Annotated in this window: 19 protein-coding genes and 3 tRNA genes; 12 read left to right on the top strand and 10 right to left on the bottom strand. The window is 36.1% G+C overall.

What is annotated here, in order from left to right; genetic code table 11:
* Positions 1–289 precede the first annotated feature (289 nt).
* From recG to AC27VX_RS11980, 6 genes are all read right to left on the bottom strand, one after another.
* On the bottom strand, positions 290–2,377 hold the full coding sequence (recG, locus tag AC27VX_RS12005; protein WP_300685765.1) for an ATP-dependent DNA helicase RecG: 2,088 nt from the start codon (positions 2,375–2,377) through the stop codon (positions 290–292).
* A gap of 118 nt (positions 2,378–2,495) precedes the next feature.
* Positions 2,496–3,029 carry a thioredoxin family protein gene (locus tag AC27VX_RS12000; protein WP_236857517.1) on the bottom strand — a complete coding sequence of 178 codons (534 nt, stop codon included), beginning with the start codon at positions 3,027–3,029 and terminating at the stop codon, positions 2,496–2,498.
* A gap of 41 nt (positions 3,030–3,070) precedes the next feature.
* Positions 3,071–4,582, bottom strand: a complete 1,512-nt coding sequence (locus tag AC27VX_RS11995; protein WP_236857518.1) for a peptide MFS transporter — start codon at positions 4,580–4,582, stop codon at positions 3,071–3,073.
* Between the two features lie 17 nt (positions 4,583–4,599).
* A complete protein-coding gene (locus tag AC27VX_RS11990; RefSeq protein WP_488695741.1) occupies positions 4,600–5,592 on the bottom strand; it encodes a PDDEXK nuclease domain-containing protein in 993 nt (330 codons plus the stop codon).
* Between the two features lie 61 nt (positions 5,593–5,653).
* On the bottom strand, positions 5,654–7,408 hold the full coding sequence (locus AC27VX_RS11985; RefSeq protein WP_236857520.1) for a peptide MFS transporter: 1,755 nt from the start codon (positions 7,406–7,408) through the stop codon (positions 5,654–5,656).
* Between the two features lie 132 nt (positions 7,409–7,540).
* On the bottom strand, positions 7,541–9,196 hold the full coding sequence (locus AC27VX_RS11980; RefSeq protein WP_488695739.1) for a peptide MFS transporter: 1,656 nt from the start codon (positions 9,194–9,196) through the stop codon (positions 7,541–7,543).
* Between the two features lie 218 nt (positions 9,197–9,414).
* On the opposite strand from AC27VX_RS11980, the gene AC27VX_RS11975 reads away from it, so the two are divergent.
* The gene (locus tag AC27VX_RS11975) at positions 9,415–9,717 is read left to right on the top strand and encodes a hypothetical protein (protein WP_488695737.1); all 303 of its coding nucleotides are present in this window, start codon (positions 9,415–9,417) and stop codon (positions 9,715–9,717) included.
* Between the two features lie 54 nt (positions 9,718–9,771).
* On the opposite strand, the gene AC27VX_RS11970 is transcribed toward AC27VX_RS11975, so the two are convergent.
* The gene (locus tag AC27VX_RS11970) at positions 9,772–11,901 is read right to left on the bottom strand and encodes a S9 family peptidase (protein ID WP_488695735.1); all 2,130 of its coding nucleotides are present in this window, start codon (positions 11,899–11,901) and stop codon (positions 9,772–9,774) included.
* Between the two features lie 123 nt (positions 11,902–12,024).
* On the opposite strand from AC27VX_RS11970, the gene AC27VX_RS11965 reads away from it, so the two are divergent.
* Together AC27VX_RS11965 and AC27VX_RS11960 are read left to right on the top strand one after the other, a co-directional pair.
* Positions 12,025–12,498 (top strand): hypothetical protein, encoded by a 474-nt coding sequence (locus AC27VX_RS11965; RefSeq protein ID WP_236857524.1) that lies wholly within the window; start codon positions 12,025–12,027, stop codon positions 12,496–12,498.
* Positions 12,499–12,509: 11 nt separating this feature from the next.
* Entirely contained in the window at positions 12,510–12,692 is a 183-nt protein-coding gene (locus AC27VX_RS11960; RefSeq protein WP_236857525.1) for a DUF6496 domain-containing protein, read from the top strand.
* A gap of 95 nt (positions 12,693–12,787) precedes the next feature.
* Here the strand turns inward: AC27VX_RS11960 and glgP are convergent, their stop codons facing one another.
* Positions 12,788–14,452: an alpha-glucan family phosphorylase gene (gene glgP, locus AC27VX_RS11955; protein ID WP_488695732.1), complete on the bottom strand. Its 1,665-nt coding sequence runs from the start codon at positions 14,450–14,452 to the stop codon at positions 12,788–12,790.
* Between the two features lie 210 nt (positions 14,453–14,662).
* Between glgP and AC27VX_RS11950 the strand changes: the two genes are divergently transcribed.
* From AC27VX_RS11950 to AC27VX_RS11930, 5 genes are all read left to right on the top strand, one after another.
* Positions 14,663–15,460 carry a hypothetical protein gene (locus AC27VX_RS11950; protein WP_236857527.1) on the top strand — a complete coding sequence of 266 codons (798 nt, stop codon included), beginning with the start codon at positions 14,663–14,665 and terminating at the stop codon, positions 15,458–15,460.
* 158 nt (positions 15,461–15,618) lie between these two features.
* Positions 15,619–17,727 carry a T9SS type B sorting domain-containing protein gene (locus tag AC27VX_RS11945; RefSeq protein ID WP_488695730.1) on the top strand — a complete coding sequence of 703 codons (2,109 nt, stop codon included), beginning with the start codon at positions 15,619–15,621 and terminating at the stop codon, positions 17,725–17,727.
* 89 nt (positions 17,728–17,816) lie between these two features.
* Entirely contained in the window at positions 17,817–18,410 is a 594-nt protein-coding gene (locus AC27VX_RS11940) for a DUF1572 domain-containing protein (protein WP_488695728.1), read from the top strand.
* A gap of 66 nt (positions 18,411–18,476) precedes the next feature.
* Positions 18,477–19,823 (top strand): tRNA (N(6)-L-threonylcarbamoyladenosine(37)-C(2))-methylthiotransferase MtaB, encoded by a 1,347-nt coding sequence (gene mtaB / locus AC27VX_RS11935; protein WP_236857530.1) that lies wholly within the window; start codon positions 18,477–18,479, stop codon positions 19,821–19,823.
* Between the two features lie 54 nt (positions 19,824–19,877).
* A complete protein-coding gene (locus AC27VX_RS11930; protein ID WP_236857531.1) occupies positions 19,878–21,395 on the top strand; it encodes an FMN-binding glutamate synthase family protein in 1,518 nt (505 codons plus the stop codon).
* 73 nt (positions 21,396–21,468) lie between these two features.
* On the opposite strand, the gene AC27VX_RS11925 is transcribed toward AC27VX_RS11930, so the two are convergent.
* Complete coding sequence (locus AC27VX_RS11925) at positions 21,469–22,227, bottom strand: hypothetical protein (RefSeq protein ID WP_488695726.1); 759 nt, start codon at positions 22,225–22,227, stop codon at positions 21,469–21,471.
* A gap of 55 nt (positions 22,228–22,282) precedes the next feature.
* Here AC27VX_RS11925 and AC27VX_RS11920 point away from each other — a divergent pair, with 55 nt between their 5' ends.
* Positions 22,283–22,720: an RNA-binding S4 domain-containing protein gene (locus tag AC27VX_RS11920; protein WP_236857533.1), complete on the top strand. Its 438-nt coding sequence runs from the start codon at positions 22,283–22,285 to the stop codon at positions 22,718–22,720.
* 19 nt (positions 22,721–22,739) lie between these two features.
* On the opposite strand, the gene AC27VX_RS11915 is transcribed toward AC27VX_RS11920, so the two are convergent.
* The gene (locus tag AC27VX_RS11915) at positions 22,740–23,255 is read right to left on the bottom strand and encodes a shikimate kinase (protein ID WP_236857534.1); all 516 of its coding nucleotides are present in this window, start codon (positions 23,253–23,255) and stop codon (positions 22,740–22,742) included.
* A gap of 115 nt (positions 23,256–23,370) precedes the next feature.
* Here AC27VX_RS11915 and AC27VX_RS11910 point away from each other — a divergent pair.
* The 3 genes from AC27VX_RS11910 to AC27VX_RS11900 all read left to right on the top strand — a co-directional run bounded on the left by AC27VX_RS11910 (position 23,371) and on the right by AC27VX_RS11900 (position 23,690).
* A tRNA-Lys gene (locus tag AC27VX_RS11910) sits at positions 23,371–23,443 on the top strand.
* 36 nt (positions 23,444–23,479) lie between these two features.
* Positions 23,480–23,562, top strand: a tRNA-Leu gene (locus AC27VX_RS11905).
* Between the two features lie 55 nt (positions 23,563–23,617).
* Positions 23,618–23,690, top strand: a tRNA-Lys gene (locus tag AC27VX_RS11900).
* The last annotated feature ends 138 nt before the right edge of the window (positions 23,691–23,828 follow it).

The raw sequence follows: 23,828 nt of genomic DNA, 5'->3' as shown, positions 1-23,828 counted from the left end.
AAAACTCAAAGCAGGTGGAGGTATTTTTATTCGTTTCATTCCCTCATCTCCATCTGACCACAGTTAGTTTTTATAATAAGCAAGTTGGAAAAATAATTCATTTTGTTTTTTATAATTTATTTTAATAGTTTATGGTTTAGCATATTCAAATCATATAAATATTTTCACACCACATCACAAAATATTAAGCCTGAACTATTAAAATAAATTTTTAAAACAGATCAAAAGTAATTTCTTCTAAATAACAGTTTTATAAGGGGACCGCAGGGAAATTTTTCTGCGGTTTTTTTTATGATATTTTACTCCACTTATTTTTTCCTTTGTAATATCTTATATAGTAATTTTTGATAACCATATTATCAGGTCTGGACAGCATTGGATCGGCTTCCAGAATTCTTTCTACCGTGTTTTTTGTTGTTTTAATGATTGCTGAATCATTAATAAGATCAAGCCTTTTAAAATCTACCACACCACTTTGCTGTGTTCCCAGAATATCTCCGGGACCACGGAGCTGCATATCCACTTCAGAAATCTTAAAGCCATCATTGGTTTCCGTCATTGTCTTGATGCGGGTTCTGCTTTCCTTAGATAATTTATCAGAAGTCATCAGGATGCAGTAGCTTTGCTCAGCACCCCTTCCTACACGTCCTCTAAGCTGGTGGAGTTGTGAAAGACCAAATCTTTCAGAGCTTTCAATAACCATGACAGAAGCATTGGGAACGTTCACTCCAACTTCAATAACTGTAGTGGCAACCATAATTTCAGCTTTTCCGGAAGCAAAATAAGCCATTGCTGCATCTTTTTCGTCCGGTTTCATTTTCCCGTGAAGCATCGTCACACTATAGTCGGAGAAATAATCCATAACGTGCTCCAGTCCCTCCATCAGATTTTTATAATCTAAAGTTTCGGACTCTTCAATAAGAGGATATACAAAATAAGCCTGTCTCCCTTTTTTTATTTCATCTTTACAGAAATTGTAAACATACAGTCTGTCTTTTTCACGTCTGTGAGCCGTGATGATGGGTTTTCTTCCCACCGGCATCTCATCAATAACAGAAACATCGAGATCAGAATAAAAACTCATTGCCAATGTCCTCGGAATAGGAGTGGCTGTCATCACCAGGATATGTGGAGGAATTTTATTTTTAGCCCAAAGTTTAGCCCGTTGAGCAACCCCAAATCGATGCTGCTCATCAATAATAGCTAAGCCAAGGTTTTTAAATTTAACTTTATCCTCTAATACAGCATGGGTACCCACTAAGATAGAAAGACTGCCATTTTCAAGCTCTTCATGAATTACTCTTCTCGCTGCAGCTTTGGTTGAGCCTGTAAGCAACCGTACATTGATGTCCGTTCTTTCCAGCAATTCTTTAATCCCATTATAATGCTGCTGGGCAAGAATTTCTGTAGGAGCCATTATACAGCTCTGAAAACCATTGTCCATGGCGATAAGCATTGTAAGCAGGGCTACCATTGTTTTTCCTGAACCTACATCTCCTTGCAAAAGCCTGTTCATCTGAATAGGCCTTTTCATATCCATTCGGATTTCCTTTAAAACCCTTTTCTGAGCATTGGTAAGCTCAAAAGGAAGTTCGTTTTCATAAAAATTATTGAAATGATCGCCAATTATAGGGAAAGGGTTACCATAAGACTGAGTTTTATGATGAAGCTTTTTTAAGCCATAGCCCAGTTGGAAAAAAAATGACTCTTCAAATTTTAAGCGGTAATCTGCTTTGTCAAAATGCTCCATATCTTTTGGAAAATGGACATTGAGGAAAGCATGTGGCCTGGACATGAACTTGAAGGTTTTCATCATGTAATCAGGGAAATTTTCCTCAATGAGGTTTGGGATTTCCTTACAGATATTTCTTAGAGCATTCTGAAAGAATCTTTGATTGAGTCCTCTTTTGGTTAGTTTTTCAGAACTTGGATAAATAGGTTTCAGACGGGTATCCCCCTCTTTATTTTCTTCTGCTTCTATTTCCGGATGAGGCATAGAAAACTGACGGTTGAAAACATTGATCTTTCCAAAAATATAAACTTCCCGGTTTATAGGGAGCTGTTCCTTCAGCCATTTTGAATACTGAAACCATACCAGATCTAAACTGCCGGTTTCATCATTGAATTTGGCTGACAGTCTTTTGGTTTTTCCGGTCTGGATTTCCTGTACCTGTGTTATTTTTCCCTTTAATTGTATTTCCTGGGCACTTTCTTCTTTAAGCTGGGAGACTGTATAGAGTTTGCTTTTATCCAGATAGCGGATAGGATAGAAGTTAAGCATATCTTCTACTGTGGATAGGCCCAACACACTTTTGATGAGTTTAGCTCTTTCCGGACCTATTCCTTTTACGTATTCTATGGAGGTTTCTAATGTCATTTGAAAAACGAGCCCTAATTTCGGTAAAATAGCTGGAATTTGAAATTTTTATTTCTGGAAAATTATTTTTTTTTGGATATAGTAAAGGCTTTCAGAATATGAAAGCCTTTGTATTAATTTAATCTTTGATTTTAGATTTGAATTTTTTCTGGTAATCTTCCCATTGCTCTCTGGTTCGGATCTTTTTAAATAAATCCTTGGAGATAAGTTCCAGGTAAGGCTCCAGTTCTTTTGCTGAAAGTTCTCCCTGAAGAATGGTGATCGGATCACCGTTTTCATCCAGAAAAACTGTACTTGGAACAGCCCCTACATTCATATACTGGGTAAACTCATGCAGTGCATTCTTTCCTTTTTTATGTTCTGTATTAGGATTGGAAAATGTTCTTCCAAAAATCTCAATTGCTTTTTTTTCTTCAGCATTAAATTTTACAGGATAGTAATTGTCATTTAAAATCTGGGCAATCACGTGATGTCCATATGTTTTTTTGTCCATGATCTTGCATGGACCGCACCAGTCTGCATAAAAATCGATGAGGATTTTTTTTGGATTTTCTTTCTGAGCCTTTAATGCTTCTTCAATAGTCATCCATTTAACCTGTGCAAAACTGAAATTTAGTAATAACAAAAGTACTATGCTTAAAACTTTCTTCATATTGTGATTTTATGTAAAAATAAGCATAATTACTTATTTTATTATTTTACATCCTGCATTAATTTTTTCACGTACGGAGATATCAAAATTAATACCACTCCGGCAATTACAGCGTATAATCCCAATTGTTTATATCCATCAGTATAAGTGATCAATTCATCATAGTTGGTAGAACCTTCTTTTGCCGTAGCAAGACTGGCCCCAATGATCCCTGCCACATACTGTCCATAAGCGGAAGCAAGGAACCACATTCCCATCATCATTCCCTGAAGATTCTTAGTGGAAAGTTTGGTCATGATAGATAATCCGATAGGAGAGAGGCATAGCTCACCCAAAGTGATGATTAATAGTGCTATGGTAAAGAAATTCAATGAAGTAATCCCCTGAAGGTCGGCAAATAGGCGGGTTGCAAATAAAACATAATATCCTAATCCCAGAAAGATAAATCCTAATCCGAATTTGATAATGGTATTCGGTTCTATTTTTCTTTTATTCAGCCAGATCCATAGAAGCCCGATAAGTGGAGCTAAGAAAATAATGAAAAATGCACCTCCTGAATTATTAACACCGTTCGGGTCTAGGCCAAAAAGATCTTTATTTAGGTTTTTAGCAGCGAAAATACTTAAAGAACCACCACTTTGTTCATAAATTCCCCAGAATACGATGGAGAATATAATGAAAACCAATGCCGCCCAAAGCTTCTTACGCTCTGATGCAGTCACTTTGGACATTTCGTAGAATAAATAGATTAAGGTCAATGGCCCGATAGTCCACATAAAATAATCGGTATATTCTGTTTTGGCTACCATTGTCATGATAATAGGTACAAACACCAGAGACAGAACATAGACTCCATATTCCTGCCATTTTGGAATGGGTGCTGCTTTGGTTTCTGCTAAAGGATGTCCAGGCTGTAACCCAATAGTTCCCAGCCTTCTTTGCGTAAATATAAAGTTAATAAGGCTTACCACCATCACTATTGCAGCCAATCCAAAAGCAATATGCCATCTCATTTCTTCTGCGATAATTTTATTAAGGAATTCTCCTTTACCAATGGCAATACATAAATAACCTCCTAGTAACGCGCCCAGGTTAATTCCTGCATAGAAAAGGGAAAAACCAGCATCAGCTCTGGAATCATTAGGTTTATAAAGCTGGCCAACCATTGATGAAATATTAGGCTTAAAGAAACCTGTTCCTACAACGGTAAATGAAATTCCCAGAAAAAAGAATTTATGAGGATCTGTGGCAAGAATTAAACTTCCTACAATCATCAAAAGACCTCCCCAGAACAGGGATTTTCTGAATCCTAAAATTTTATCTGCAAAAAGACCTCCTATGAAAGTAAATGCATAAACAAAAGCCTGTGTGGCTCCATACTGAAGGTTAGCTTCTTTTTCATGGAAATTAAGCTGTGAGATCATAAAGAAAACCAGCATTCCACGCATTCCGTAGAAACAGAAGCGTTCCCACATTTCAGAGAAAAATAGACTCCAGATCTGCCTAGGGTATTTTCCTTTGAAATTTTGTATTTCATCTAAAGTTAAGCTCATAATGATATATGATTGTTTTAATTAGGGTTTTTATCTTTCTGATCCAGTTCAAAACGGATTCTGAACTGGTCAATAATTTGTTTTAATTCTTCTTCTTTTGGGAGATACAGCAGGTATTTGCTGGCAAATAAATTGTTTTTATCATTCAAGACAGAATATTTTACAATAGTTTCATCTTTTTCTGAACATAATAAAATTCCAATGGTTGGGTTATCCGCTTCACCACGTTTCAGATCATCATACATTCTTACATACATATCAATTTGTCCAATATCCTGATGCGAAAGTTCCCCGGTTTTTAGGTCGATGATGATAAAGCATTTCAATATGTAATTATAAAAGACAAGATCAATATAGAAGTCTGAGGTGTCCGTTGAAATATGTTGTTGTCTGGCTACGAATGCAAACCCTTTTCCAAGTTCCAGTAAAAACTTTTGAATATGATCGATGATGGCTGTTTCAATTTCTTTTTCTGAAAACTGTTCATCAGCTTTTAATCCTAGAAACTCAAAAATATAAGGATCTTTTAAAACACTGTGAATACTTTCTGTGGAAGATCTTTTATGTTCTAAAACCCCCTCGTAAGCTAGAGAATTAATCTGTCTTTTCAAATCCCTGTAGTTCCAGTTATTTTGAACGGATTCATTGATGTAATAATTTATTTTTTCAGCATTGTCAAGCCTAATCAATAATCTATAATGAGTCCAACTCAATTCGTGACGCAATGCGTCACATATTGGAAATGCATGATAAAAGGAGCGCATATTTCTTAAGTTACTTTCATCAAAACCTTTTCCAAATTCTAAAGTAAGTTTTTGAGAAAGATTCTTTAGAATATATTTTCCATATTCTGCGCGTTCTTTTCCCTCTTGTTCATCTTCAACAATCAATTTTCCGATCTGCCAATAGGTGAGTAGTAGAGTAGAATTCGCAATTCGAAAAACTTTTTCGCGCGACTGTCTAATAATTTCCTTTACGGATTGGAATAAAGAATCTTCGGAAATTTCCATCGTACGAAAATAAAAAAAACCTCTGACTTAGCAGAGGTTTTATTATATTTTGTTGATACAATTAGTTTACACCATGCATCATCTTCTTTAAAATAGGTGAAATTAAACCTAAAATGACAGCTGCGATACCACAAAGTACAACAAATACCATGAAGAATTCAAATAGATTATGGATCTCAAATCCTGCAAATGTAGGATTGTGTAATGGTAACTGAGCTTTATCAAAAGCTGCCACCTGATCCGCAGTCAGGGTTACTTTTTTATCTAAAACATCCTGAAGATTGACTCCCATTTCCTGTGCTTTTGTGAATTTATCACCTGTTGCAGGGATCAAAGCTCCCAATGAACCTGCTAAGGCATACCCTGCAGCATTAGAAATAAAGAAAACACCGTATAATAATGAAGCGAATCTTTTTGGAGCCAGTTTACCAACTAATGATAAACCAATTGGAGAAAGACAAAGCTCACCACATGTCTGAATGAAATATAATAACATTAGCCATTTGATCGCTAATAGACCAGAGTTTCCTAGATCTTTCACGTTATGGGCAATGATAAAATAAGAAAGCGCGATTAATGCTAATCCCATTGCCTGCTTGAACGGAGACACCGGTTCTTTGCCTTTTGTTCTTAATTTATCCCATGCTAAACTGAAAGGAACAGCCAATAGAACCACGAAAATTCCATTAAAAATCTGAACCATTGAAGGTGGCATATTCCATCCGAAGATATTTCTGTCAGTTTGGTTATCTGCGATAAATGTTAATGAAGATCCTGCCTGTTCGAAAGCTGCCCAGAAGAAAATGATAAAGAATGATACAATATAAATTACCCAGATTCTCTGTCTTTCAATTTTGTTTTCAGCAGAACTCATGATAAGAAAGGCAAGGGAAATACCAGCTGCATAAATAAAAGGATAAATAATTCCTTTGATTAACTGGCCCATTTCTACTGCTTTGAATCCGAATTCTCCTACCAACAGATATCTGAAAGCGAAGAACAGAATGACAAATATTACTCCGGTAATACCTAGAGATATTCCTGAGAATTTTGCTGTTTGTGTTTCTCCTTCTTCAAAGTCTGCACTGGTATTATTTTTTGGTAATCCTCCGATAGGTCTTCCTTCCGGTGTTACTACATATTTGTTTTTAAGGATAAAGAACGTTACAGTTCCAATTACCATTGCAATAGAAGCTGCTAAGAATCCCCATTTGAAAGCAAAAATATCTCTTACTCCAGTGGCTGCATCCTTTACATCACCTACGTAAGGGCAGATAAACTGACCTAAAAATGCTCCGATGTTAATCCCCATATAGAAAATGGTAAAAGCAGAATCCAGTTTAGACTTTTCCTGCTTTGGATAAAGACTTCCCACCATTGAAGAAATATTCGGTTTGAAGAATCCATTACCAAAGATAATAACGAATAAAGCCAGCCACATAATAAGTTTAGCACTTCCTATGTCGGCAGAAAAAGTTGAAGCACTGATAAATAACAAAAACTGCCCAATAGCCATTAGTGATCCACCAATGATAATTGCATATCTGTTTCCGATATATTTATCAGCAATAAAACCTCCCAAAAGAGGTGTTAAATAACATAAAGCTAGAAATCCACCATAGATGATTGCTGCATCAGCTTCTTTTATTAATAAGGAATTTACCATAAAGAGCGTTAAAAGTGCTCTCATCCCATAAAAGTTGAAACGCTCCCACATTTCTGTTCCGAAAAGAACCCATAATCCTTTAGGGTGCCTGGAACTCTTATTCTCTACAAATTCATCCGGTTTCGGACTCAATGCTTCAATATTATCCATTTCTATTGTTAATTTTTGTTAAGACTGACAAATATAGTTTATTTTGGGTTTTTGGCAAGGTTTTAATTTTATTTTTAAATAAAAAAGCTGCGAGGTACTCCCGCAGCTTGCTAATCTTTATAATATCAAGGATTAATGTCCTTTTTCTCTCATGATTTTATTCAATCTTTTTAGCATAGAAAGTCCTAAAAGTGTCGCGAATATTAACAAAGCGAAGTTCACCAGGAAGTAATTGGTCTTGTTTTCATAATTGTACCATGTACTTGCAAGAATTCCGGAAAGCTTATTTCCCACAGAGTTGGCAAGGAAGAATCCTCCCATCATCAAAGCTGTAATTCTTGCAGGAGAAAGCTTGGAAACAAAAGAAAGCCCCATTGGAGACAGGCACAATTCTCCGATGGTAATCACTCCATAACTGGCAACAAGCCATAAAGGAGATACTTTTACAGCTCCGTTATCTCCAGCCATGACAGCTAAAACCATCACCAGACATGAAAGTCCGGAAATAAATAATCCCAAAACAATCTTGGTAGGCGTCAATGGTTCTTTACCTTTTCTTCTCAGCAGAGCCCAAAATCCGACGATAACCGGGGTAAGTGCAATCACCCAGAATGGATTGATAGACTGGAATAGTTCCGTATTGTACAGATAAACCTTATTTTCAGGATTTTTCTCAAGGGCAGCACGCTGTTCTGGAGAAATGTTTTTAAAATAAACATCTTTGCCTATTTCTTTTTTTGTTTCTCCGTTGTCGTCCTTTTGAGATCTGAACTGATTGTCATATACCGGAACTTCTTTATTTTCGTATCCTTTCCCTTCCACCATATAGATTCCCTCCAACGGCTTTTCAAGGGCAGCAGGGACACTTCTGTCTGTATAATAATTGGCCCATCTTGTCAATGCTGTACCGTTTTGTTTGAAAACAGCCCAAAAGAACATACTGATCAGGAATACAGAAAGTAATGCTCCGATTGAAGATTTCTCTTCCGGCTTGGCTTTAAAATAAAGTGAAGCATAGAAATAAATAACGGGTATGCAGGCAAAAATGAATGCATCTGTACTGTCGCTTCCGAATATATTATTAGGGATAAACCAGCCTAATGCTCCTGCAACGATAGCAGGAACGAATACTTTAAGCATGATTTCAGATAGTTTTGTATCACCTTCCTGTACAGGTTTCATCTGTGCAGCGTGGATGTAATGCTTTCTTCCGATGGTGAAAATAACCATCCCGATCAGCATCCCGACTCCCGCAGTAATGAAAGCCTCACCCCAACCGAATTTATTACGCATGAAAGCAGCAATAATATTACAGATAAATGCCCCGATATTAATTCCCATATAGAAAATATTATATCCGGAATCTTTATTGGCTTTATAAGGTTCTTCAGAATAAAGATTCCCTAGTAGAGTAGATATAGTAGGTTTAAAGAATCCATTTCCTATAATAATTAATGCCAGAGAGCTATAAAATAAAGGTAAATCTTTAAAGACACCCATTCCTATATATCCTGCGGCCATTAGAAAACCTCCAAGATAAATAGATTTAATGTACCCTAAAACGCGGTCTGCTAAAAATCCACCAATGAAAGGGGTAAGATAAGTCAGAGCAATATAAGTTCCGAAAATATCATCAGCAGTTTTGTCCGGAAGTCCAAGCCCGCCTTTCATACCAGTAGGCTCAATAACATACAGAACAAAGATTCCAAGAATCAGGTAGTACCCGAAACGCTCCCACATTTCTGTAAAAAAGAGAAAGGGCAGCCCTTTAGGATGTTTAGTCTTCATATATTCAATTTTCAAATTTCCCAAAAATAAGTTTTTAATTTTAATTGATAAAATAAATAATGAAGACGTAAACGATTAATGAAATAAATATAATTCGCCATTTAAAATTATGAACGAATAAAGAGCAAAGTTTCTTTAATCAAAAATCCCTTTCAAATTTTTGAGAGGGAAATGATTTGTTAATGAAAGAGAATGAATTGTGAACTAAAAATCATTATGTGATCATAAAGAGCGAAAAAATTACAGAGGATTATCAATGGGTTTCGTTAGAAAATTCTATTTCCAGAGCAATTCCCGTTAATCAGGCCAAGCTGGATAAATTGAAACTGGAATTATATGATAGCCCTTTTAAATATATAATGAATGGACGGCTTGCCTTACCTGAAGGAAAAAAATTAGAACTTGAAGACGGAACCATTCTCACCAAAGAACAGTTGAAACCAGCTGAAGCCAACGAAAGAAAAAAAATAAAGTCTTTTAATAATCCAATAGAACTGGATAAAGCTGTAAAATATCCTTAGCAAAAAAACCTTTCAAAAGTTTGAAAGGTTTTTTTGCTATAAGTAATATGTTGATTATAAATTGTTCAAAATAAAATCAGTCATTTTCTGATACAACTGAGGTCTAGTCTGTCCACCGTAAATTCCGTGGTTTTTATCCGGATAAGCCATGAAGTCAAACTGTTTTTTGTTTTGAATCAAAGCTTCAGAGAATTCCATAGAGTTTTGGAAATGAACATTATCATCAGCTGTTCCATGGATTAGTAAAAATTTGCCTTTCAATAGATTAGCATATTCTGTAGGTGAATTTTTATCATATCCGTCAGCATTTTCCTGGGGAGTTCTCATAAATCTTTCTGTATATACAGAATCGTAATACCTCCAGTTTGTTACCGGTGCCACAGCAATTCCCATCTTGAAAACATCTGCTCCTTTAGTCATTGCCAAGCTGGTCATATAACCTCCGAAGCTCCATCCGAACATTCCGATTCTGCTTTTATCAATATAAGACTGGTTCCCCAACCACTTTGCAGCAGTAATCTGATCTTCAATCTCATATTTCCCTAAATTCATGTAAGTTACTTTCTTGTATTTAGCACCTTTATAACCTGTTCCACGCCCGTCTACGCAAGCAACGATATATCCTTTTTGTACAAGATGGTTAAACCACATTGCATTTCCATTATCCCATGAATTAGAAACCTGCTGAGATCCGGGCCCTGAATACTGGAACATAAATAAAGGATATTTTTTATTTGGATCAAAATTCTTAGGCTTCATGATCCATGCATTCATCTGATCACCCACTGTGTTTGGAATAGTGATGAATTCTTTTTCAGCAAAATTATCCGTTTTTAATTTCTGTAGCTGATCATTGTTATTCTGAAGTTCTTTTACCGCTTTTCCATTACCGTCTTTCAAAATATAGGTGAAAGGTTTTGCTGCGGTAGAGGAGGTTTCAATGAAATAATTATAGTTTTTACTGAAATTGGCAGCGTTGTTTCCTTCCGTATTGGAGATCAGTTGAGACTTTCCATTTTCAATATTTATTTTGGAAACCACTTTATTGATACTTCCTTTTTCTGTTGTCTGAACGTATATTTCTTTAGATTTTGGATTGAACCCGTAATAGTCGGTTACTTCCCAGTTGCCTTTGGTAACCTGTTTTTTCAGTTTACCATCCTTGTCATACCAGTAAAGGTGACGGTTTCCATCTCTCTCTGAAGCCCAAAGGAAAGAATCATCATCCAGGAATTCTATCGTGGGACTATCTGTATCAATCCATTTATCATCCGTTTCTGTGAATAATTTCTGAACCGCTCCTGTTTTGGTATTTACTTTTAAAATATCTGATGCATTCTGAACCCTTTCAGAAGTGACCAAAACAATTTCATCAGCTTTAGCTGTCTGGAAAACATTAGGAATATAATAATTTTTGAAAGAACCTAAGTTCAACGGCATTGTTTTTCCGGTATCAATGCGGTATAGCTGTGCAGAAACAACAGAGTTTTTCTCACCTGCTTTTGGATACTTATAACGCATCTCAGCAGGATAAAGATTTTTTCCATAGATTGGAATATAAATTTCCGGAACCTGGCTTTCGTCAGATTTTACAAATACAATAGCATCTGAGTTTTTTGTCCACTCATATTGCTTGGCATGCCCGAACTCTTCTTCATATACCCAATCTGCCAATCCGTTAAGAATTGAATTTTTTTTACCGTCAGTGGTAACCTGAGTGATTTTTCCTGAAGAAAGATCCTGATAGAATAAATTGTTGTCTGAAATAAAGGCCACTTTTGTAGCGTCAGGTGAAAATGTAGGCTCCTGAACTGTTTTTCCTTCGTTCAGACTGATTATTTTTCCGGATTTTAAGTCTTTTACATCAAATTTTCCAAGAAAAGAATGTCTGTAGATGGGCTGGCTTCCTATCTGTAAAAGGATTTTAGATTCATCATCGGAGAAAATATAGCTTTCAAATCTTCCATCAACAATATTTCCTTCCTTTTGAGAAGTTTTATAAGAATATTTTGCAATTCCTGTAGGTTCAATAACGAGATAGTTTTCACCGTTTTTCATGGAGCTGATCCCAGCAATCCCCTTTCCACGGTAATATCCCGAGTATATTTTATCTAAAGTTATTTCCTGTGCTGACATATTTTGGAATGCTGCAGCTACAGTAAGAGTTAAGAGTAGTTTTTTCATTTCTAACATTAATGGAATTCAAAGATAATAATTTTATTAAAATGTATTAAAAAGCTTTTCAAATACACTTTTTGGCAGAAAAATTGAATATACAATAAGTATAAATCAAATCAATTAATAATTATGGATACGAATGCATACAATCAGAAACTTAACCGTTATGTATTGAACGACCAGATTGTTTATACAGGTTTTTCCAGCTTTAAAGACGCCGAAGAATGTGCTCATAAAAAAGGAGGTGCATTGGTGGAAATAGTATTCAGAGATGGAAATGATAATCCCGAAATTGCCGATGAAGCGGGTTTGATAGAAAAAAAACTTCATTATTATGTGTATGCAGGAGATGAATATAAATTCATACATTCCTCTGATCCCGGATTCAGAAAGTATGCGGAAGAACTGCAGAAAATAAAAGCAAAAAATGATAAAACGAGTCCGGATGAACGATATTTTGCTAATTTCGAGATTGAAAATATAGAAGACCCGATTATTGTGATTAAAAATGATCATTTTGAATCGGTAACGTCAAGAGAGCGTTCAAAATATTTGAAACATGCATGTGTTTATGAACTAGGGGTATCCCTGCCAAAATCTTAAAAAACCTTATTATGAGCAAGACCAAATATTCAGACAAAGCTCAGGACAAAGTAGGAAAAGTTATGCACGAATTCAAGGAAGGGAAGTTGAAATCTTCTTCCGGACAGAAAGTGACAAGCAGAAAGCAAGCCGTAGCCATTGGTATTTCTGAAGCGAGAGAAAAAGGACTTAAGGTGCCTGCAAAGAAAAAATAAGAAATAATTCATAAAAAACAGATGCCCGGAAATTTTCGGGCATCTTATTGATGAAACCTGATTGTTTCAAGGTTTCTTCGTTATGTACCATTTCACTATATTGTACTATTGTAAAGGATTTTGTAATATTCATCCGCCATTCTATCGCTGTTAAAATGATCTTTTACATCTTCCATAGCGGTTTGCTGGATTTTTCTCCAATTATCCGGACGGTCGTAGTAGGCTGGGATAATTTCATTTTCAAGAATCTCATACAGTTTGTTTAGATCATAGTTGTCCTGTTCATAGATGCTCATATTCAGGTAATCAGCTTTAGGAACTACGAAAGAGTTTTCCCCATGTTTTGCAAACTCCGGAATCCAGCCGTCATCTGTGGATAAGTTGACAGAACCGTTCATGGCTGCCGTCATTCCGGAAGTTCCTGACGCCTCCCTTGGAACTCTTGGGTTGTTAAGCCATAAATCCGAACCTTGTTTTAGAGATTTACTTAGAGAAAGTTCATATCCTGTAAGAACGGCCATGTTTTTATGAATCTTACTTTCTTCCACCAAAGTATTGAAAGTGGAAATTGCAGAATAGTCCATTGGGTAAGGTTTTCCGGCCCATATAAACTGTACGGGATATTTGGGGTTGTTCAGAAGCCTGTAGAATCTGTCTTTGTCGTGTAAAAGCAGATCTGCACGTTTGTAGCCGGCAAATCTTCTGGCCCAGACAATAGTGAAGACATTGGGATTAAATAAATTTCCTGTTTGGTCTGCTACAATACTGAAAAGTTTTTTCTTTAAATGTTTTTTACGATAATCGAAAACTGTGTCATCATTTTCATCCATTGCATTATATAATGGTTTATCGGCCCAATATTTAAATTCCTGTGCATTGGTAATAGAGGTTATTTCACAGATTCCCGGGTATTTGCTCCACATAGCTCTTGAAACTACGCCGTGAAGCTGAGAAACTCCATTCGCAATTTTTGCAATTTTCAGTGCGCAAAGAGAATGGTTAAAACGGTCATCATCTGTTCCCTCAATGCTTTTTACTTCTTCCATACTATATCCGGAGAAATAAGACATATCGTAGCATAATTTAAAATTATGCTTTTCATTTCCGGCTTCTTCAGGCGTGTGGGTGGTAAAAACCAGTTTTTCTCTTACTTTATTCAGGTCTCCGTCATATTTTTTCAACAGATAAAATGCTGCCGGAAGCCCGTGAGCTTCATTAAGGTGGTAGACATCTCTTTCGATATTCATTTCATCTAGCAGTTTAGCCCCTCCTTTTCCTAATAAAATATATTGGGCAAGCTTTGTAGATTCATTGGCATCATAGAGCTTATGGCAGATTGTTTTTGAAACATGATCATTTTCCGGAACGTCAGTAGATAGGAAGAACATCGGTGCGGTGTTGAATATTTCAGGATCAAGGTACCATACTTTTACCCATACCGGAGCGCTGTGAATTTCGATTTGAAATTTTATTCCTGTATCTTCAAGGAAACTATACAACTTTCTGGTCCATACTGGCTGCAAAGTCTGATCATGATTTCTTGCCTGGTCATAATAGCCGAATTTCCATAGAATTCCAATTCCGATAAGATCCTGCTTAAGATTGTAAGCACTTCTCATGTGCGATCCTGCAAGAAAGCCAAGGCCGCCGGAGTATATTTTAAGTACCTGTTCAAGGGCGAATTCCATTGAGAAATAAGCGGTTTTTTTGGAATATTGGGGATTGATGTTGTAGGGTATTCTGAAATTCCTGAAATCCATAAATGCTGGTTTGTGTTAGTAGAAGCAAAGGTATTGATTATGAAAATAAACTTTACATTAATTAATAGATAAATTAATTTAAAAAGTATGTGTTGAATCGTTTTTTTACTTACCTTTAAATATGTAAAATTTTGATTATCAAAAACTTTTAACGATGAAGGCCAATGGCTGCATGTGTTCTTTAATTAAAATTTAAATAAAAAATCACACATGAAAAAGACATTTTCTGAGGAAGATCTGATTAAAAATCTGAGCTTATACTACCTGAACAGGCATTTGAAAAAAAAGCCCATAGAAAAATACCACCGTACCATAGATGAATCTCCGCTTCATGACCGTGAAAAATACAGAAAGAAGTCAGAAATTTTGCTTCTTAACTCCTTTATGCATCATTTTCCGGAAGTTAAATTTGAAAACCTTACCTGCGAAAGCCCAGACTTTATCGCAAAATTAAACGACAAAAAAATCGGAATAGAGCTGACCGAAGTAATCAATCATCTGGAAATGAAAAAAGTAGAAAGTACTTTGAATAAGATGTTCCGTCAGGCAGAAATATTATTAGAACAGGAAGACACTACGAAATATCGTGGTGTTTATTTTTTAGAATTTCACCCGGATACGAAGTTTGATCATCTGGAAATGCAGCAGGAAAATATTATCAGCATTTATAAAAGTATCAAAAGAAATAAAGCGGCAGGTTGTGTAAAAAGTATAAGAAAATCTTTCCATAGAAGAAATGTATTTATCACCCATGAATACAATATGAACCTTTTTGACGAGCTATGTTCCGAAAAGATTTTAGAACTTATTGAAAAAAAGAATGAAAAATTTCCCTATTACGATACTTCAGTAGATGAATGCTGGCTGGTTATCGTTTCAGATATGAACTCTATTGCCTCCAGATATACTTTTATTCAGGATAAAGAACATTTGAATGAAGTAAAAAGTCCTTTCCATAAAATCTTTCACCTTGAAAATTTGTGCGGAAATATTACAAGTATAAAATAGTGTTGATTGTTATTATATGTTTAATTTTTTCATGTTTTAATTTAAAATAATTCAAAATTATTAAGATTTCGTTATTTGTAATTAAAATATAGGTATATTTGATGTAGGTTGAATATCAACTGGTTCGTCACTACTATAACCATAAAAACATCTAATATATGAGAAAACTTTTACTATTATTTTTTCTGTGTTTATTTCGTACTTTCTATGCTCAGGCAGATTGTGCAACAGCATTATCGGTTTGTGGAAATTCAAATATCACTTACAGCCCTACCGGATATGGTGATGTTAAGGAATTGGTCAATTCAGGAAGTTGTATAGATGCAACCGGTGAGCATAATTCAATCTGGTATAAAATTACAATTGCTACAGGAGGAACTCTTACATTTGATCTGGTACCGAATGATCAGGATGCCGATTATGACTGGGCGATTTTTGGCCCTAATGTAAGCTGTGGAAGTCTGGGGGCTCCTATACGATGCAATGCAGCAACGGTAATAGGAGTAGGGGCTTCTACAGGATTAAATATGACCAGTACAATTCTAAGTGCCGCAGGAGGCTCCCTTACCCCTTATTGTAAATATATGGACGTTTTGCCAGGGCAGACGTATTATTTATTTATTGACAACTGGGTAAGCAGTACCAGTACTACAACGGCTCCCTTTTCTTTGACATGGGGAGGAACGGCAACACTGGCATCTCCATTTACAGATCCGAATATTCAGACTTATCCCTTCCATCCTCCGGGAGTTCCGGCTGCTAACCCAGCTGATCCCAGAGAAGTTGTGATATGCTCAAGTACAGCATTATTTGATTTTTCTATATTGTCTCCGGATATTATTAACGGAAATTCGAGTTTTGGGGTAAGTTACCATGTTACTCAGAATGATGCTTTAACAGGCAATAATCCTATTACAGCTCCAAGAATGGTTAATACAAGTACTGTTTATTACTACAGTATCAACTATACAGATCCTGCTAATCCAGGGAATCCTCTTAATAAATGTAAACAGGTCGGAAAATTTAAATTTAAAGATGGTTCTATTACGGTTAAGAATGCAACATTGACAGAGTGTAACAATAATAATGCGGGGACAGCACTTTTTGACCTGACCACAGCAGATGTTTTTGTCGGGACAAACGTTACCAAGAAATATTATCATACGATGTCTGATCTGAATGCCGGGATTAATGAGATTACAACACCTATGGCATTTGTATCTGCAGAAGGAGTTATTTATGTGAAAGTGATTTCTGAATTTGGATGTAGTGCTGTAGCACAGATTACTTTAAAATTCTATCCTCCGATAGTAGTAAATGAGGCAACGCTGAGATCATGTTTTATTGAAACTAATCCGTCCACAGCACTGTTTAATCTTACGAATGCTTCTGTAATTGCCCAGCAGAACCCTATTCCTTTAAAAAAATATTATCCGTCATTAACGGATGCTATTAATCAAACCAATGAAATTATCAATTCAAGTGCTTATACTGCCCCTAACGGATTTGTCTATGTAAGGGTTTTCAATGCACAAGGTTGCTATAATGTGGCTAAAATTACTCTAATAGTCATTGCTCCGGTATATTCCAGTGTTCTCAAAGACCAGACTATCTGTGCTGAAGACCAGACGATATTGGATGCAGGTCCCGGATTTAAAAGCTATGAATGGAGTACTGGTGCTACTACTCAAACAATCAAAGCAGGAATCGGAATGTATTGGGTGAAGCTTAAAACTGGTGATTGTATTACAACACAGGCTGTAAAAGTATTGCCTTCCGAACAACCTGTTGTTTCCAATATTGATATTGCCAACAATACAGTCACTGTATCAGTAATAGGAGGTAATCCTCCGTATAAATATTCAACCGACAATATTATCTGGCAGGATTCCAATGTTTTCAATAACCTTGTAAGAGGAGATCATAAAATACTGGTAAAAGACGCTTATGATTGTGATCCTGTAGAAATTGGAATTGTCGTGCCTAACTTAGTGAATGTTATTACTCCTAATGCTGATGGTATTAACGATGTGATCGATTATTCTGCATTGGGCAGCAAGCAAAATCTGATCATGAGTATCTTTGACAGATATGGAAATAAAATCTTTCAGGCAGATAAACAGAACGGGTACAAATGGGACGGTACCCAGGGAGGAAGAAGAGTGCCTACCGGAACATATTGGTATTCTGTGACATGGAATGAAAATGATAAAAAGAATACTCCTGTCAAGTTTTCAGGTTGGGTATTGGTTAAAAACAGAGAATAATATATAAATATAATACATAGAAAAAACCACTTCAAACGAAGTGGTTTTGTTTTTAAAAGTGTTTACATTAGTGGATAAAATCAGAAAATATGAAAGACCTGTTTGTTAAACGCTTTGAATATTATAAATCTCTTGGAGATAAGACTTTTGATCAGTTGACGGAGGAACAGATTTTTTGGAAGTATAACGAAGAAAGTAATTCTATAGCGGTTATTGTGAAACATATAGCAGGAAATATGCTTTCCAGGTGGACCAATTTTCTGACGGAAGATGGTGAAAAGCCCTGGCGTAGCCGTGATGAAGAATTTGTAGATAGTTTTAAGACTAAAAAAGACGTTCTTGATTACTGGGAAAAAGGATGGAAGTGCTTTTTTGATGCTTTGAGCCAGATTAATGATAAAAACCTTTACGAAACAATTTATATAAGAGGAGAAGCTCACTCTGTTATCGATGCTGTTTTCAGACAGTTGGCACATTATCCTTATCATATCGGTCAGATTGTCTACATCGCTAAAATGATGAAAAACGGAAACTGGGAAACACTTTCCATTGCCAGAAATAAATCTCAGGAATTTAATCATGACATGAAAAATAAATTTCCGGATAAAGGCGAATCAGAAATCAATTCATCTCCGGTCTGTTTTCAAAATAGCCCTGAAGTAAGAGATGAATACAAACAATAGATTGAATCAATCTTGAGTTATTATTAAAATTACTATCTTTGCACCCATAAAATTCAGGAGTAACAAATGTCTACTTTTCATAGAACTGCCGCGTTTCATACACTGGGCTGCAAATTAAATTTTGCAGAAACATCTACTATTGCCCGTCAATTAACAGATGCAGGTTATGATAAGGTAAGTTTTGATGACAAGGCGAATGTGTATGTCATCAATACGTGCTCAGTTACAGAAAATGCTGATCGTGAGTGTAAACTTCACGTAAAAAGAGCAATGAAGGCCAATCCGGAAGGACTGGTTGTTATTGTAGGCTGTTATGCACAATTGAAGCCTGAAGAGATTTCACAGATTGATGGTGTTGATCTTGTTCTTGGAGCTAAAGAAAAGTTTAATATTCTGAGCTATCTTGATGATTTGGAGAAAACAGACAATCAAGGTATTGTTCATTCATGTGAGATCGAAGAGACCGACTTCTTTATCGGAAGTTACTCTATTGGAGACAGAACCAGAGCTTTCCTGAAAGTACAGGATGGCTGTGATTATAAATGTACCTACTGTACTATTCCGCTAGCAAGAGGGATTTCTCGTTCAGATACCATCGAAAATGTTCTTAGAAATGCCACGGAAATTGCTGCGAAAGACATCAAAGAAATTGTTCTTACAGGTGTTAATATCGGTGATTATGGTAAAGGCGAATTCGGAAATAAAAGACACGAACATACTTTTCTTGATCTTATTTCAGAACTGGACAAGGTAGAAGGCATTGAAAGAATCCGTATTTCTTCTATTGAACCTAACCTGTTGAAGGATGAAAGTATTGAACTGGTTTCTAAAAGTAAAAGTTTTGTTCCGCATTTTCATATTCCGCTGCAGTCCGGAAGCGATGATTTATTGAAAAGGATGAAACGCCGCTACCTGACAAAACTTTATAATGACAGAGTAAATAAGATCCGCGAGGTAATGCCTGATGCGGCTATTGGTGTAGATGTCATTGTAGGATTCCCTGGTGAAACTGAAGAAAGATTTATGGAAACGTATAATTTCCTTAATGAACTTCCTATCACTTATCTGCATGTATTTACCTATTCTGAAAGAGAAAATACAGAAGCCACAGCTATGGAAGGAGTAGTGCCGGTAGCGGAAAGAAAAAAACGTAATAAAATGCTTAGAATCCTTTCTGAAAAGAAAAAAATGGCATTTTATCAGACTCAACTTGGAAAAACGCTTCCTGTACTTTGGGAGCATGAAAATAAAGACGGAAAAATGTTTGGCTTCACAGAAAATTATGTGAGAGTCCAGAAAGACTTTGATTCCGCATTCGTTAATCAAATCGAATTTCTAAATTTAGAAAAAATCCTGTCAGATGGCACGGTCTCAGTGCAATCTTCTTACCAAAATTTTTTAGCAAAAGCATAGGCTCTTTGCAAAAATTCCACTAAATTTATTTTTAAACTTTTAAATACTACATTCATGAGAGATAAGTTTTTATCTTGGGGAATTGTATTAGTAGTTGCTACATGGATTATAGCACTGCTGATCAGAACGCATTACTGGATACCTACGCTGTTATCCGTAATTTATGCATTAGGTGTGTACAATGCTTACCAATCAAAACATGCTATTTTGAGGAATTTCCCTGTTTTGGGATACTTCAGATATTTTTTTGAGAGTATTTCACCCGAAATGCAGCAGTACTTTATCGAAAGGGAGACTGATGGGAAACCATTTCCAAGAAATCAGCGTTCAGCAGTATACAGACGAGCTAAGAACTTAAGTGATACTGTAGCATTTGGAACACAGCTGGAAGTTAATCATAGAAAATACGAAGGAATCAAACATTCTATCTATGCAAAATCACCTTCGGAAGAGCTTCCAAGAGTTTGGGTAGGCGGAGAGCAGTGTACCCAGCCTTATCATGCTTCTTTATTGAATATTTCTGCAATGAGCTTTGGAGCATTAAGTGATAGGGCTCAGATTTCATTAAATAAAGGGGCGAAAAAAGGAAATTTCTATCATAATACAGGAGAAGGAGGTATTTCACCTTACCATATGGAAGGAGGTGACTTATGCTGGCAGATCGGTACCGGATACTTTGGATGCCGTGATGACGAAGGAAAGTTTAATCCTGAATTATTTAAAAAATACTCAACCCTTCCTAATGTGAAGATGGTGGAGATCAAATTATCACAAGGGGCAAAACCTGGCCACGGAGGTGTTCTTCCGGGAGTTAAAAATACTCCGGAAATTGCAGCAATCCGTCATGTCACACCAGGGATGACTGTAATTTCGCCGCCATCACATAGTTCTTTCTCTGATGCTGCAGGATTGTTGAGGTTTGTACAGCAGCTAAGAGAGCTTTCAGGAGGAAAACCGATCGGATTTAAACTGTGTATCGGAGATACCAAAGAATTTGAAGATATCTGTGTGCAAATGAATGTTCTGAAAATCTATCCGGACTTCATTACGATAGATGGAGCCGAAGGAGGTACAGGAGCCGCACCACCTGAATTTTCAGATGGAGTAGGGATGCCTTTGGAACCAGCTTTGATCTTTGTAAACAGAACGCTTAATAACTATAATTTAAGAAGTAAATTAAGAGTTATTGCCAGCGGTAAAGTTCTTACCAGCCTTGATATTCTGAGAGCAGTTGCTATGGGAGCAGATATGTGTAATAATGCAAGAGGATTTATGTTCTCTTTAGGATGTATTCAGGCATTGAGATGTAATTCCAACAATTGCCCTACTGGAGTGGCTACACAGGATAAAATGCTTATCAAAGGACTTGATGTCACTGATAAAAGTGAAAGAGTGTATCATTTCCATAAAAATACACTTCATACCTGTAATGAATTGATTGCCGCTGCAGGAAGAAGTTCTTATGAAGAGGTAGATGCTACAATGTTTATGAGAGGAGATGAATTTGACCACCTTGCAGATCTTTATTTCCCGGATATTTTGGGGAATGTAAAACAGAAAGCAAGATTTTAAAAAACCATTGAGAAAGCATAAAAATAAAAACCGCCTTATGTACATAAGGCGGTTTTTATTTTTTGTCATTTTTTTATTGTGGTTTTTGTACTTCGTCAGCTGGTCTGTCTGATCTTCCATAGATCTGGAAGTTGAAGATAAATGTTCTGTTTCTGTAAGATTCATTAAAATAAGGATAATGCGGGTTTCTTGCAAAAGCAGCTCTGGAAGGTACAATAATTACCCCCTGTAAATTATATGGGTTTCCTCCAGACAGGTTATCAAAAGCTTTGAACTTCTGTAATGCCTCTCTGAATCCGGGTATTTGATAATAACCTGGCTGTTTGGCAGCGGTAGTGGTAGCAGCATCTATCATCTGTTGTTTTACATAGTAATACATAGGATCAACAAGAGGAATTCCACTTCCGTTAATCGTATTCAGAAAAGTAAGCGTATTGATGAATGACACTGTTCCGTTATTGTCACCTGCAAGACAAGCATAGCTTCTCCCCATGATTTTGATGACATCAGTATCACCAATAGTTTTTCCCTGATCTGCCGCAGGCTGTGCTCCATCTCTCACAATGTAGATTGTTCCTGAAGGTAAGGTCTTATAATTTAGCTCTGATAACTTTTTTTCATGATCATCAATTGTATCTGTAGCACTGAAAGCTTTTATATTTCCTTGTGTATCGAGATAATTCTCATCCATATACTTCTTAATAGCCTGATCATCATAGGAATTTTGTGTATTGATGTCACTTGGTTCCTGGTATGTTTGCACATCATCATCTTTTTTACATGCAGAAAAACACAAAGATCCCGCAAGGATATATAAAAATATTTTTTTCATTTCAAAAAACTTTAATTACTTTACAAATAATATAACGGCAAAAGTATAAAAAAATATGAGAATAGATAAATTTTTATGGAGCATTCGTTTTTATAAGACAAGAAATATTGCAGCAGAGGAGATTAAAAAGAACAGGGTTTCTATAGGAACCTCTGCCGTAAAGTCATCTAAGGAGGTAAAAGAAGGAGATGTTATCAAAATCCGTAAGAATCAAATTGATTATAAAATAAAGGTAATTCAGATTCCTAAAAGCAGAATAGGAGCAAAGCTGGTCCCGCTTCATATACAGGATGTGACAGATAAAGAGCAGTACGAATTACTGAAACTCCGTAAAATGTCACAGGATTACTACAGGAATAAAGGAGAAGGAAGACCTACTAAAAGAGACAGAAGGGATATGGATGAGTATGTAGGTAATGATATCGCTTCTGATTTTACAGATTGGGATGATTTCTTTGGAGAAACAGAGAATGAAGTTGAAAATGAAGATTAAAAGAAATAATAGAAAAGCTCTAGAGATAGAGCTTTTCTATTATTTCTTTTACAATGTCTTCCGGTTCTCTGGAGTCTGTCCCCACACTGAATTGTGCTTTACTATAAAATTGATTTCTCTCAAATAAATGTTTTGCAATGAATTCCGGGAGATCCTCATCAGAGATATTGGCAATTATTGGTCTTTTTTCTTTCTGTTTAGACAGTCGCTCTACCAAAGTTCCTACGGATGTTCTTAAAAAAACACTCCTTGAGCTGTGATTGATGATTTCCATATTGTTATAATACACCGGAGTTCCACCTCCAAGGCTTAAAACAACGTTTTCTTCAGAGGCCAGTATTTCTTCAAGTGCCTCTCTTTCCAGCTTTCTAAAGTAAATTTCCCCCTTTTTCTCAAAGATCTCAGGAATGGTTAATTTATTTCTTCTGGAAATCTCTTTATCGAGGTCAATCAGTTTAAAATCTATTTTTTCGCTTAATATTTTGGAAATGTGAGATTTGCCACTTCCCATGTATCCGATCAATGAAATTACCATGAATTTTTTTTAAACAAATTTGCGAAAAAGTTTTGAGATAAAGAAAAAAGTTATATCTTTGCACCACTTAAAACAAGGGACATTACTTAAATGAAAACTTGATGAGTAAGTGACCGACTCGGTAGCTCAGCTGGTAGAGCAATACACTTTTAATGTATGGGTCCTGGGTTCGAATCCCAGCCGGGTCACTAGCAATAAATATTACTAAATTCTGTGATTTTATTGCCTGCGTGGTGAAATTGGTAGACACGCCATCTTGAGGGGGTGGTTTCCTAAGGATGTGCTGGTTCGAGTCCAGTCGCAGGCACTGCAAAGAAAAATTTATAGTTAATATTGAAATTTATTTCATTTTAATTGTGGCCGACTCGGTAGCTCAGCTGGTAGAGCAATACACTTTTAATGTATGGGTCCTGGGTTCGAATCCCAGCCGGGTCACAAGTTTACTGAAAAGTAAATTTTTTTCATATTAATATTTTGTGATTTGGTGTTTCAAAGGCTTCCTTCAGGAGGCCTTTGATTTTTTATTGATAATAGATGTCAATATCTATAAACTAAAAAACTCTGATCGTTACG

It is taken from the genome of Chryseobacterium sp. 14P4.3.2 (assembly GCF_057799275.1).
Note: the sequence above shows the minus strand (reverse complement) of the source record. Positions and strands in the feature narration are given on the sequence as shown.

Bases quoted from the DNA above. Each gene is read 5' to 3' on its own strand.
- AC27VX_RS12000 (WP_236857517.1), bottom strand. From the start codon at position 3,029: ATGAAGAAAGTTTTAAGCATAGTACTTTTGTTATTACTAAATTTCAGT.
- AC27VX_RS11945 (WP_488695730.1), top strand. From the start codon at position 15,619: ATGAGAAAACTTTTACTATTATTTTTTCTGTGTTTATTTCGTACTTTC.
- AC27VX_RS11950 (WP_236857527.1), top strand. From the start codon at position 14,663: ATGAAAAAGACATTTTCTGAGGAAGATCTGATTAAAAATCTGAGCTTA.
- AC27VX_RS11930 (WP_236857531.1), top strand. From the start codon at position 19,878: ATGAGAGATAAGTTTTTATCTTGGGGAATTGTATTAGTAGTTGCTACA.
- AC27VX_RS11995 (WP_236857518.1), bottom strand. From the start codon at position 4,582: ATGAGCTTAACTTTAGATGAAATACAAAATTTCAAAGGAAAATACCCT.
- AC27VX_RS11985 (WP_236857520.1), bottom strand. From the start codon at position 7,408: ATGGATAATATTGAAGCATTGAGTCCGAAACCGGATGAATTTGTAGAG.
- AC27VX_RS11920 (WP_236857533.1), top strand. From the start codon at position 22,283: ATGAGAATAGATAAATTTTTATGGAGCATTCGTTTTTATAAGACAAGA.
- AC27VX_RS11925 (WP_488695726.1), bottom strand. From the start codon at position 22,227: ATGAAAAAAATATTTTTATATATCCTTGCGGGATCTTTGTGTTTTTCT.
- AC27VX_RS11990 (WP_488695741.1), bottom strand. From the start codon at position 5,592: ATGGAAATTTCCGAAGATTCTTTATTCCAATCCGTAAAGGAAATTATT.
- AC27VX_RS11965 (WP_236857524.1), top strand. From the start codon at position 12,025: ATGGATACGAATGCATACAATCAGAAACTTAACCGTTATGTATTGAAC.
- AC27VX_RS11970 (WP_488695735.1), bottom strand. From the start codon at position 11,901: ATGAAAAAACTACTCTTAACTCTTACTGTAGCTGCAGCATTCCAAAAT.
- AC27VX_RS11980 (WP_488695739.1), bottom strand. From the start codon at position 9,196: ATGAAGACTAAACATCCTAAAGGGCTGCCCTTTCTCTTTTTTACAGAA.
- mtaB (WP_236857530.1), top strand. From the start codon at position 18,477: ATGTCTACTTTTCATAGAACTGCCGCGTTTCATACACTGGGCTGCAAA.
- AC27VX_RS11915 (WP_236857534.1), bottom strand. From the start codon at position 23,255: ATGGTAATTTCATTGATCGGATACATGGGAAGTGGCAAATCTCACATT.
- glgP (WP_488695732.1), bottom strand. From the start codon at position 14,452: ATGGATTTCAGGAATTTCAGAATACCCTACAACATCAATCCCCAATAT.
- AC27VX_RS11940 (WP_488695728.1), top strand. From the start codon at position 17,817: ATGAAAGACCTGTTTGTTAAACGCTTTGAATATTATAAATCTCTTGGA.
- recG (WP_300685765.1), bottom strand. From the start codon at position 2,377: ATGACATTAGAAACCTCCATAGAATACGTAAAAGGAATAGGTCCGGAA.
- AC27VX_RS11960 (WP_236857525.1), top strand. From the start codon at position 12,510: ATGAGCAAGACCAAATATTCAGACAAAGCTCAGGACAAAGTAGGAAAA.